Raw genomic sequence first — 11,116 nt, forward strand, 5'->3', positions numbered from 1 at the left:
CCACCCCCCTTTTAATGATATGTATTCTCATTAAGCTTATTTCTCTTTAATTGATCGTTAGTTATTATGTACTACTATCTCTGCTTTTTTGATCTGTGACAGTTCAGGGTGCGGAATGTGGGATAAAAAAATCTTTTGATAAAATCAACCATAAATGTATAAATAATTTCTGATTTTTTGAGGCTATTTATCTTTCTAAAACTTGCCATCGAGACATCAGACCAACCATAGGGATCAAGAATAAATAAAGAATGTCCCTTTCTGTTCTCAGATTGAAAAACACAATAATCTACTTTATTCTCAAATTTATCATTTATAAACTCACATTCTAATATCAAATCAGCAAATTCAGTTTTGACAGTATGCTGGTTTCCATCTGATAAATCTTCTAATTCTGCTTGAGACATAGCAATATTTTTTAAACATTCTAAATGTTCTTTTTTCTTATCTATAAAAATAAATTTAACATTTAAAGGATAAGTTCTTCCTGATTTTAAATACCCTTCTTCAACAGAATTAATCAAACGAATGGGTGAACCAAACCAAATATTATCTGACTCCCTATCATTGTAAATACCCCCACCACAAAAACCATCAATGATAGTAAAATTTCTAACTCCTCCATACTGCCCAGTTCCATAAAGTGTATAAATTAAATCAGATACATACTGTTACATACTGTTCTGTAAGTAGATGTTTAGTTTTTGTGTGCTGTTCTACAAAAGGAATTTCTTTGCCATCAGCAGACCACTTAGTATCAGAATTACTCATAATTGATTATCCTTTTTTATAGTTTGGTAATAATTATACAAATTTAACTAGCTGGTGTGTATCAAACTAGAACGATTCACATTTTACTGTTTTATACTCTCCGTGCCTGGAGCGTCCCTGCGTGAAGAAAACTCTTATTCAACTCAAACCGCCAACTTCACATCCCCAAACGGTAAGGTAATAAAAGCCATATTTAGTAAAAATAAACAAAATAGATGACATCCATAGAATCCCACAAAAAAGCCAAAGCCCTCAAACCCGGAAGCGTGCGCCCTGCCAAAGAACTCTGTAGTGAATGCGGACTATGCGACACTTACTACATCCACTACGTCAAAGAAGCGTGCGCCTTCATTACCCAAAGAATAGACGAACTAGAAATCACCACCCATAACCGTCCCCGCAACCTAGAAGACGAAAACGAACTCTACTTTGGAGTTCATCAAGAAATGATGTCCGCCAGAAAACAACAACCCATCGAAGGCGCGCAATGGACAGGAATAGTAAGCAGCATAGCCATAGAAATGCTCAATCGTGGTTTAGTTGAAGGCGTAGTTTGTGTCCAAAACAGCAAAGAAGACCGCTTTCAACCCATGCCCATAATAGCCCGCACTCCAGAAGAAATACTAGCCGCCAAAGTCAATAAACCCACATTATCCCCCAACCTGTCCGTATTAGAACAGATAGAAAAATCGGGAATGAAACGGTTATTAGTCATTGGAGTAGGTTGTCAAATCCAAGCATTACGCGCCGTCGAGAAAAAACTCGGCCTAGAAAAACTCTACGTACTCGGAACACCCTGCGTAGATAACGTTACCCGCGCTGGGCTGCAAAAATTCCTAGAAACCACCAGCCGTTCCCCGCAAACAGTCGTCAGCTACGAATTTATGCAAGACTTCCGAGTCCACTTCAAACACCAAGACGGTTCAGAAGAGACAGTACCCTTCTTTGGCTTAAAAACAAACGTGCTTAAAGATATCTTCGCCCCATCATGTATGAGTTGCTTTGATTACGTCAACTCCCTGGCCGATATAGTCGTTGGGTATATGGGCGCACCTTACAAATGGCAATGGATAGTAGTCAGAAACGATACAGGCAAAGAAATGTTAGAACTAGTTAAAGACCAATTGGATACCCAACCGGTCATATCCCAAGGAAACCGCAAACCAGCAGTACAGCAAAGCATACCAGCTTATGATCAAGCAGTTACCTTACCCATGTGGGCTGCGAAACTAATGGGAGTCGTCATAGATAAAATCGGACCCAAAGGACTGGAATATGCGAGATTTTCTATAGATTCCCACTTTGCGAGAAATTATTTGTATGTAAAGCGGAATCATGGAGAGAAATTAGCAGCGCACGTACCGGAGTTTGCGAAGCGGATAGTGGGACAGTATAAGTTACCGAAATAAGGTTTCGCGCAAAGACGCAAAGGAGCTAAGGCGCAAAGGGAAGAAGAAGGAGGTGTATATGACTGAGAATGAAATTGCGACTCAGATTGTTGATGCTGCATACAAGATTCATACTAGGTTAGGACCAGGGTTGTTTGAATCTGTGTATGAGACTGTTTTGGCGTATGAGTTGGAGAGTAGAGGTTTACAGGTAGTAAGACAACAACCAATACCAGTAGTTTATGAAGGTATTCATTTAGAGGAAGGGTTTCAGGCAGATATGATAGTTGAAAATAAGGTAATTATTGAACTCAAATCCCTAGAAACCATCCACCCTGTACATAAAAAACAGCTAATTACATATCTTACCCTCGCCAATAAACGCCTTGGCCTACTCATTAACTTTGGTGAAGTCCTAATTAAAAACGGCATCACACGAATAGCCAACAAACTTTAAACTCTTCCTTTGCTCCTTAGCGACTTTGCGCGAAACTCTTCTTAAACCTCCCCAACTGCCTCAATAGCCGCTTGTAAAGCAATAGATACATGAGTCCAATGTGTACCGCCTTGGCAATAAACCACATAAGGTTCTCGCAATGGTCCATCTGCTGATAGTTCCAAGGTACTCCCTTCGATAAATGTCCCTCCAGCCATGACTACTTGGCTTTCGTAGCCTGGCATATCGTCGGGTATGGGGTTGAGATAAGACCCGATGGGTGAATGCTGCTGTATGGCTTTACAGAAGGCGATTAGTTTTTTGGCTGAACCAAGTTTAATGGCCTGAATTACGTCTCCTCTGGGTGCTAATGGTGGGGGGTTGACTGGATAACCCAGTTTGTCAAATACATAACCCGTCAGGTATGTTCCTTTCATGGCTTCCCCTACCATCTGCGGCGCTAAAAATAATCCTTGGAATAAGAGACGGTTTTGATCAAAGGTCGCCCCCCCTTGGCTACCAATTCCAGGGGCTGTCAGTCTACAAGCTGCTGCTTCTACTAGTTCGCTCCGTCCAGCTATGTAACCACCAGCACTCACGACTGTACCTCCAGGATTCTTGATCAATGACCCGGCTATGAGGTCGGCACCAATATGGGTTGGTTCTTGGGTTTCTATAAATTCGCCGTAGCAGTTGTCTACAAAGCAAATGGTATGGGGATTTTGCTGTTTGACTATGTAAACAATTTTTTCTATGTCAGCAATAGAAAGACTTGGCCGCCATGAATATCCACAGGAACGTTGAATCAATACTAACTTTGTGTTGTCGGTAATGCTAGTGGTTAAGTTTTGCCAATCTATTTTTCCTTGATCAGTTAGTTCTAATTGGCGGTATTTTATGCCAAAATCAAGAAGAGAGCCTTGGCCTTGTCCTCTCAAGCCAATCACCTCTTCCAATGTATCGTAGGGAGAACCGACTACTGCTAACATTTCATCCCCAGGACGAAGTACACCATAAAGCGCACAAGCGATCGCATGAGTTCCCGAAACAAACTGCACTCGCACCACCGCAGCTTCAGCACTCATTACTTGAGCAAAAACTTGATCTAAGGTTTCTCGTCCTAAATCGTCGTGTCCGTAGCCACTCACGCCCGCAAAATGGTGCGCTCCCACTCGATGATCACGAAAGGCATCTAATACTCTTTTCAGATTATGCTTGACCTGAGCGTCAATAGCGGAAAAAATTTCTAATAGCGCCTGTTCTGCTTCCCGCAGCTGTTCAAAGCTGTTCATCATTTCCTCATTGAAAAAAATAAAATAGATATGCGGATTTTAGGATCGCGCAGACTAGGCTGAACAATTTCTATTCAGGTTACTGCATGACAATTGCTACTTCTAAACATCACATTAACTGGGTTAATACCCTATTTTTCGTTGCATTACACGTCGGCGCTCTATTTGCCCTAGTTCCTAGCAATTTTAGCTGGAATGCAGTTGGTGTTGCTTTATTGCTTTACTGGGTGACTGGGGGTTTAGGTATTACTTTGGGATATCACCGTCTTGTCACTCACCGCAGTTTTCAAACGCCTAAGTGGCTAGAGTATCTCCTGGTAATTTTTGGGACACTATCCTGTGAAGGTGGTCCCATTGAATGGGTGGGAACACACCGCATTCACCACTTACATTCTGATACTGAATCTGATCCCCATGATTCAAATCAAGGTTTCTGGTGGAGTCATATGGGTTGGATGATTCATTTCGCCCCCGCTCACGATCAAGTTCCTCGCTTCACTAAAGACATTATTGATGACCCAGTTTATCAGTTTTTACAGAAATATTTCATTTTCTTACAAATTGCTTTGGGCTTGGTCCTATACTTCTTAGGTGGCTGGCCAATGGTGGTCTGGGGAATTTTTGTCCGCATTATCTGGGTTTATCACTGTACCTGGTTAGTAAATAGTGCTACTCATAAGTTTGGCTACCGCACTTATGACTCCGGGGACAAATCAACTAACTGTTGGTGGGTTGCTATCCTCGTCTTTGGCGAAGGTTGGCACAATAATCACCACGCTTTTCAATACTCTGCCCGTCATGGTTTAGAATGGTGGGAAATTGATCTGACTTGGATGACCATTCAGTTATTACAATTACTCGGTCTAGCTACAAATGTGAAGCTGGCAACCAAAAAAGCATAATACAGATTTTATGCCCAAAGTCAATAGTTTTATAGTCATTTTGGCTTGAGACTATTGGCTTTTTGCGTGCAACTGCGGCAATTTTTAATGGGAAATTTTTAATTTCTCAATCACTATCCTAAATGATTGTTAAGTTGCTATAATCTCAGAAATTAATGTTACAAAACTTTGCAGCAAGTTACTTTTCTTAGTAATCTTGTGTGGCATTCTGTTGTTTTTCAGGTATTCATGACTACATCAATCATTAAAAGTCAGGAAATAGCGGTCTCCACAGACCTTGGTAAAGACCAAATCAAACTCAAACATATTATCAAAAGTCTCCCCAAGGAATGTTTTCAGAAAAATAGCCGCAAAGCATGGACAACTGTAATTCTCAGCTTATCTATGGCTGCACTAGGCTATTACTTTTTAGCCGTTTCCCCCTGGTTTCTTTTACCCCTAGCTTGGATTTTTACAGGAACTGCTTTAACAGGTTTTTTTGTTATTGGTCATGATTGTGGTCATCGTTCCTTTGCGAAACGTCGCTGGGTAAATGATTTAGTCGGACATTTCTTCATGATGTTCTTAATTTACCCCTTTCACAGTTGGCGGATTAAACATAATCATCACCATAAACATACTAACAAGCTAGATGAAGATAACGCTTGGCATCCCATTAGAACGGAAATTTTTACAAATTGGTCTAAAAATAGACAGTCCGCTTTCGAGTTGTTCCTGCGTCAACGTCTTTGGTGGGTGGGTTCTATTGGACATTGGGCTGTTGTCCATTTTGATTGGCGCAATTTCCAGAAAAAAGACCAGGCTAGTGTTAAACTTTCTGTGGCTGTGGTAGCTTTATTTGCGGCTGTTGTTTTCCCAACTTTAATTATTACAACTGGTGTTTGGGGATTTATTAAATTTTGGTTTATTCCCTGGATGGTTTACCATTTTTGGATGAGTACCTTTACTATTGTTCACCACACCCTTCCCGATGTTCCTTTTAGCACTGCTGACAAATGGAATGAAGCCTTAGCACAGCTATTTGGCACAATTCATTGTGATTATCCTCGCTGGGTAGAAATTCTTTGCCACGATATTAATGTTCATGTTCCCCATCATATTTCTACTGCGATCCCTTCCTATAATTTACGGTTGGCTTACAGCAGTATCAAGGAAAATTGGATCCCTTATCTCCATGAAGAATATAAGTTCTCCTGGGATTTGATGAAGGAAATCACTAATCAATGTCAACTATATAAAACTGATATTGGTTATGTCACTTTTGATGAATATCGTGCAGAAAGATCATAAAATATTAATGTTGGGTATGAAATCTGACGTATGAATTAATTACTTCTGGTTTCATCACCAATTTTTTCAGCCAATATTCCCAAGTCTAACTTCCAGAGGTAACTAAATATAACCTCTGGATTAATTTCTAATTTACAATCAATCAACTAACCTAGTGCAATTAGATACAATCCAGTTCAATCAAAAACCTAGTCCCGAATCTTTTGAAGGTCAAGAAAAATTACCGTTTACTCTTCAAGATTTAAAAGCTGCTATTCCCGCTGAATGTTTTCAGCCTAATGTGACTAAATCACTCTATTATTTCTTTCGTGATGTTCTAATTATTGGGCTGCTATATGCAGTGGCTAATTACCTAGATTCTTGGTATTTTTGGCCGGTTTTCTGGTTAATGCAAGGAACTATGTTTTGGGCTTTATTTGTAGTTGGACATGACTGCGGACACCAATCTTTTTCTAAGCATAAATGGTTGAATGATTTGGTTGGTCATCTCTCCCATACTCCCATTCTCGTTCCTTATCATGGTTGGAGAATTAGCCACAGAACTCACCACAAAAATACAGGCAGCTTGGAAAATGATGAAAGCTGGTATCCTGTCTCTGAATCAGAGTACAATGAGATGCCCGTAGCGCAAAAAATAGGGCGTTTTTATGTGTTCTTATTGGCTTATCCAGTGTATCTGTTTAAGCGTTCACCCGGTAAAGAAGGTTCTCACTTTTCTCCTAGCAGTCCACTGTTTAAACCCTCGGAAAAATGGGACGTGATTACTAGTACCACGCTTTGGATTAGTATGGTAGCTTTACTAGGTTTTTTGACCTATCAATATGGTTGGATGTGGTTGTTAAAATATTATGCTGGACCTTACATTGTCTTTATCATTTGGCTAGATTTGGTGACTTTTTTACACCATACTGAACCGGGAATTCCTTGGTATCGTGGGGAAGAATGGACTTTTCTGAAAGGGGCAATTTCTAGTGTTGACAGAGATTATGGTGTTTTTAACCACATTCATCATGATATCGGTACTCATGTTGCCCATCACATTTTCTTAAATATGCCTCACTACAATTTGTTGAAAGCTACTAAAGCAATTAAACCAATTATGGGTGAGTATTTTCACGAATCAAAAGAACCAATTTGGAAGTCTTTATGGAATTCTGCTATTGGTTGTCATTTTGTTCCCGATACAGGAAGTAAGGTTTACTACACTTCTAAAAATCAGAATGTCAAGTAAAATCAGTTAAGTCCAGACTCCAGCCGCGAATAAAGGTCTGAATTAAAGGTTTCAGAAATCAGTCCGGTTACTTCAATCTTAGTGACCGGACTGTAATTATACTGAGCTATAACCGCTCATAACCTCCTGTTGAAGTAGAAAGTAAAGTCTAGTTTTGTCTAGGATTTATATAGCAGAAAAGGGCTACGAATTGACATACTCACCGACCTGAAGGTGCGATGATTCTTGACACTTCACTGGAACACGCCACAAGTGGTCTTATCGTCCCTCCATGTCCGTTTAAAGTCTCCCAATGCCCTATGGCGACTATAACCAAATTTTAACATAAAGCCGTCCTAAAAGCGATGCACTGAGCTTGCCGAAGTGGACGGGGCTTGTATCCCAGATTTTTGGTCATGGGGGTGGGGAAACCACAAGACGAAACCCCAGGAGGTCGTCCCCATAGACCCGCTCAATACCGCCACGATTCGCCGACCTACAGTCCCGAGTAGAGTTGAACCACGAACCGCCACGCATAACCTTTATATCACCGCTTTGATTAATCCAAGCAATACCATCTTCAGGCGCATTTGTATAATTATCATGCCAATCGTCTTGACACCATTCCCAGACATTTCCGTGCATATCGTACAAACCAAAGGTGTTAGGGGGAAAATTTCCTACATCTGTAGTTTGTTCTCGATATTGTCCTTTTGGTGCAGATGCGTAGACATGATTACCATTATAGTTTACCAATTCTGGGGTAATACTTTCACCAAAATAAAATGGTGTGGTTGTTCCCGCACGACACGCATACTCCCATTCGGCTTCACTGGGTAATCTGTAGTTTTTTCTTGTCCTTTGGCTTAACTTTTGACAGAATGTAACTGCATTATTCCAACTGACCCTTTCAACTGGGCGTTTATTGCCTTTAAAGTAAGCAGGGTTAGTTCCCATGATAGCTTGATATTGTTCCTGTGTCACTTGATATTTCCCTATGCAAAAACTGGGAACTGTAACTTGATGTTGGGGACTTTCGTTATCACTTCTTTTCGCTTCATTTGCCGGTGAACCCATCAAAAATCTTCCTTCTGGTATTTTTACCATTTCTAAGAAAACACCGTTTCCCAGGTCTTCTGTGAAGTATTTTGCCGTTGCGTTGCGTCGGTTGGTGATGTTTCCCCTTGGGTCTGTGGTGACAACTTCAAATTTAAAGGTTTTCAGGTTGCTCAAAGATGTGGTATTTTCTGGAGTTGGGTTTGGAGATGTTGTAGGTTCTGGGGTTGAACTATTTATAGAAGTTGTAGTTTTTGGTGTTGTTGGTTTATGATCTTGATTTTTAAATAGATTCTTAAATATATTTTTTCCTGCTACTGCTATGGTAAATGTTCCAATTATCAAACCCGTTTTTATAAAAACCCGCCGAGGAAATTTATTTTTTTGTGGTTGAGGTTTTATTTGAGGTTGTTGTAAAGCTTTTTCTATAGCTGCTAACCGCTGAGATATCTGCTTAATATTTTGCGGACGATCTTTATATAAACGCTGCATCATATCATCTAATAAATCTGCTAACATAGGTGATATTTGCTGTGCATGACTACGCCAATTTAGGGTCTCATTATCAAAATCATATATTGCGGGATCAAGTGGTTTTTTACCTGTAAGCAAATAAACAAATGTCCGTCCTAAGGCAAAAAAATCAGATTGGGGTACAGCGTTATTATTAATTTGTTCTGGGGGTGTGTAACCGGCTGAAACTATTGCTGTAACTTGTCCACTTTGATTAACTACTGTTTCTGTAACTTGTCTAACTGTGCCAAAATCAATTAATACTGGTTGAGCATTTTCAGCCCTCAGCATAATGTTAGATGGCTTGATATCTCGATGAAAAAAGTTTTGATTATGGACTTGTTCTAAAATAATAACCAAATCTTTCAGTAAGTATATTGCTAAGGTTTGCTTAATGCCATCCTTACGGTTTTGCATATAGTTTTCTAAGTCTATTCCCTCAATGTTTTCCATGACAAAACAATGAATTGGGTTTCTGCTTTCGTGGGGAAAATAGACAAAGTAAGCATCTGGTTCTACTTTGGGAATACCGGGATGATTTAGTTGACTTAAAACGGCGGCTTCTTGTTTAAATAATTCTATTGCTTTTGGTTGATTATTAGTCAGGACTTTGAGAACTTTGGTTTGATTCTTACCGATTTCATTAATCTGATAGGTAACACCAAAGCCACCACGTCCTAACTCGATGATAGCCCGATAACGTCCTTGGAGTATCAATTCTGAACCACAGGCTTGACAAAAAAGGATATTGTCTGGATTTTCGGGCTTTAGGCAGTTAGGATTGATGCACAGGCTCATAATCTTGGTAGGTAGCATACTTGTACTTATATGATATCCTACCTTGATTTACGGAAAAATGGGTAAATATTGTCAGATATTTTCCCTAAAAGCGTCCATTCCCTTGAATAATATGCTTCACTGTTGTTAACGTTTCTAAACTAATAAATCCCCTTCTATGTCCTTTTTGATTGGACATTCCTAAAAATACAGCTTCTCCTCGTGAGGAATGACGGGAAAAACGAGGGGAAGCATTAATATAGGTGGAGGCACTATTTACTCCTAATGCAAATTGGCGGCTTTCTTGATAGGATTCGGTGACAATGCTATCAGCATGACTACTACTATATTGGTTAATCCAAGCGATCGCACTTTCTAAACTATCTACCAATTTAAAGGTCACTGTTTTTGTTAAATAAGGTGTCCCCCATTCTTCATCTTTGACTAGTTGCAACTGCGGAAAAGCCGCAACTAATTCTGCATCTCCTTTAAGTTCAAAACCTTTTTCTTTTAAGCTACTCCATAGCACTGATAAGGAAGATGGTAAAGCTTGACGATGAATTAAAACTTTTTCAATGGCATTTACTGGATCTGGTTCGCTTTCATGGCTATCTATAATCATCCAACGTACCATTTCTAAGCTACTATTGACAGACCAATACAGGTAACAATTACCCATGGCTGACTTGAGAACTGGACAAGTTGCCTGTCTAACTACTTGTTGAATTAAACTAGTACGCCCATAAGGAATCACTAAACTCAAATACTGGTCTTGAGTAACTAAATCTCGCACAGATGCGCCATGTTCAGCAGTAATTAATTCTACACACCCTGCTGGTAAACCAACTTTGGTAATGGCTGTTTGTAGTGCATTAGCGATCGCTTTATTAGAATGACTAGCTTCTGTACTCCCTTTGAGAATAATACTATTACCAGTTTTCAGACAAAAACCAGCCGCAATTGCCCCTAAATCTGGGAAAGCTTCATAAATAAAAGCAATCACCCCTAAAGGCATTAACTGAGTATAACTTTGGGAGTCTTCCTGCTGATAATCAGTGGTTCGGACTCGTCGCAAAGGATCAGATAATTCCCCCAACCGTTGCAGAATCTTAACTGCATTCTCCAACCTGGAGGGGGTTAGTCTCAACCAGTCCAAAATTAATTCTGGAACTGCCATTTCTCGACTTGCTTCTAAATCCAAGGTATTAGCTTCGAGAATTTCATCAAAATCCCGTTCGATGGCTTGTGCCATTGCTAACACAGCCCGACTCCTATCCGTCCCCTTGGTAATTCCCAATTTCAGAGAAGCTTGAAAAGCGCGTTCAGCGCCTGTCATGGGTTCGGGGTAATCATCAATCCCACATTCCGCACCCCAAACTGTCACAGAGGTAAATTACGTAGAGAAAAAATTAAAGAGAGCATCAAAACAAACATATAAAGTGAAAAAAGGCATTTGAGAAACAGTAAATCACCAAAAACGT

General features: G+C 39.9%; 9 protein-coding genes. 5 read left to right on the forward strand and 4 right to left on the reverse strand.

Annotation, left to right across the window (positions count from 1 at the left end; genetic code table 11):
• Nucleotides 1-74 precede the first annotated feature (74 nt).
• Nucleotides 75-653, reverse strand: coding sequence for a three-Cys-motif partner protein TcmP (gene tcmP, locus FFO06_RS19985; protein ID WP_137909595.1), 579 nt, complete (start codon nt 651-653; stop codon nt 75-77).
• A 333-nt stretch (nt 654-986) separates the two neighbouring features.
• Between tcmP and FFO06_RS19990 the strand changes: the two genes are divergently transcribed.
• Together FFO06_RS19990 and FFO06_RS19995 are read left to right on the forward strand one after the other, a co-directional pair.
• A complete protein-coding gene (locus FFO06_RS19990) occupies nt 987-2,180 on the forward strand; it encodes a Coenzyme F420 hydrogenase/dehydrogenase, beta subunit C-terminal domain (protein ID WP_137909596.1) in 1,194 nt (397 codons plus the stop codon).
• 58 nt (nt 2,181-2,238) lie between these two features.
• Nucleotides 2,239-2,616 (forward strand): GxxExxY protein, encoded by a 378-nt coding sequence (locus tag FFO06_RS19995; RefSeq protein ID WP_137909597.1) that lies wholly within the window; start codon nt 2,239-2,241, stop codon nt 2,614-2,616.
• A 41-nt stretch (nt 2,617-2,657) separates the two neighbouring features.
• Here FFO06_RS19995 and FFO06_RS20000 read toward each other — a convergent pair whose 3' ends face one another.
• Nucleotides 2,658-3,887, reverse strand: coding sequence for a methionine gamma-lyase family protein (locus FFO06_RS20000; protein ID WP_137909602.1), 1,230 nt, complete (start codon nt 3,885-3,887; stop codon nt 2,658-2,660).
• 86 nt (nt 3,888-3,973) lie between these two features.
• Here FFO06_RS20000 and FFO06_RS20005 point away from each other — a divergent pair, with 86 nt between their 5' ends.
• From FFO06_RS20005 to FFO06_RS20015, 3 genes are all read left to right on the forward strand, one after another.
• On the forward strand, nt 3,974-4,789 hold the full coding sequence (locus FFO06_RS20005) for an acyl-CoA desaturase (RefSeq protein ID WP_137909598.1): 816 nt from the start codon (nt 3,974-3,976) through the stop codon (nt 4,787-4,789).
• 228 nt (nt 4,790-5,017) lie between these two features.
• Nucleotides 5,018-6,079 carry a fatty acid desaturase gene (locus tag FFO06_RS20010; RefSeq protein WP_137909599.1) on the forward strand — a complete coding sequence of 354 codons (1,062 nt, stop codon included), beginning with the start codon at nt 5,018-5,020 and terminating at the stop codon, nt 6,077-6,079.
• 154 nt (nt 6,080-6,233) lie between these two features.
• Nucleotides 6,234-7,310 carry a fatty acid desaturase gene (locus FFO06_RS20015; protein WP_137909600.1) on the forward strand — a complete coding sequence of 359 codons (1,077 nt, stop codon included), beginning with the start codon at nt 6,234-6,236 and terminating at the stop codon, nt 7,308-7,310.
• A gap of 393 nt (nt 7,311-7,703) precedes the next feature.
• On the opposite strand, the gene FFO06_RS20020 is transcribed toward FFO06_RS20015, so the two are convergent.
• Complete coding sequence (locus tag FFO06_RS20020; RefSeq protein WP_137909601.1) at nt 7,704-9,656, reverse strand: bifunctional serine/threonine-protein kinase/formylglycine-generating enzyme family protein; 1,953 nt, start codon at nt 9,654-9,656, stop codon at nt 7,704-7,706.
• A gap of 85 nt (nt 9,657-9,741) precedes the next feature.
• Nucleotides 9,742-10,992 (reverse strand): glutamate-5-semialdehyde dehydrogenase, encoded by a 1,251-nt coding sequence (locus FFO06_RS20025; protein WP_268904649.1) that lies wholly within the window; start codon nt 10,990-10,992, stop codon nt 9,742-9,744.
• Nucleotides 10,993-11,116 lie beyond the last annotated feature (124 nt).

Origin of the sequence: Dolichospermum planctonicum (assembly GCF_005402965.1) — a bacterium.
GTDB lineage: Bacteria > Cyanobacteriota > Cyanobacteriia > Cyanobacteriales > Nostocaceae > Dolichospermum > Dolichospermum planctonicum.

Coding starts and splice junctions, on each gene's coding strand:
- FFO06_RS19990 (WP_137909596.1), top strand. CDS start 987: ATGACATCCATAGAATCCCACAAAAAAGCCAAAGCCCTCAAACCCGGA.
- FFO06_RS19995 (WP_137909597.1), top strand. CDS start 2,239: ATGACTGAGAATGAAATTGCGACTCAGATTGTTGATGCTGCATACAAG.
- FFO06_RS20000 (WP_137909602.1), bottom strand. CDS start 3,887: ATGAACAGCTTTGAACAGCTGCGGGAAGCAGAACAGGCGCTATTAGAA.
- FFO06_RS20005 (WP_137909598.1), top strand. CDS start 3,974: ATGACAATTGCTACTTCTAAACATCACATTAACTGGGTTAATACCCTA.
- FFO06_RS20010 (WP_137909599.1), top strand. CDS start 5,018: ATGACTACATCAATCATTAAAAGTCAGGAAATAGCGGTCTCCACAGAC.
- FFO06_RS20020 (WP_137909601.1), bottom strand. CDS start 9,656: ATGAGCCTGTGCATCAATCCTAACTGCCTAAAGCCCGAAAATCCAGAC.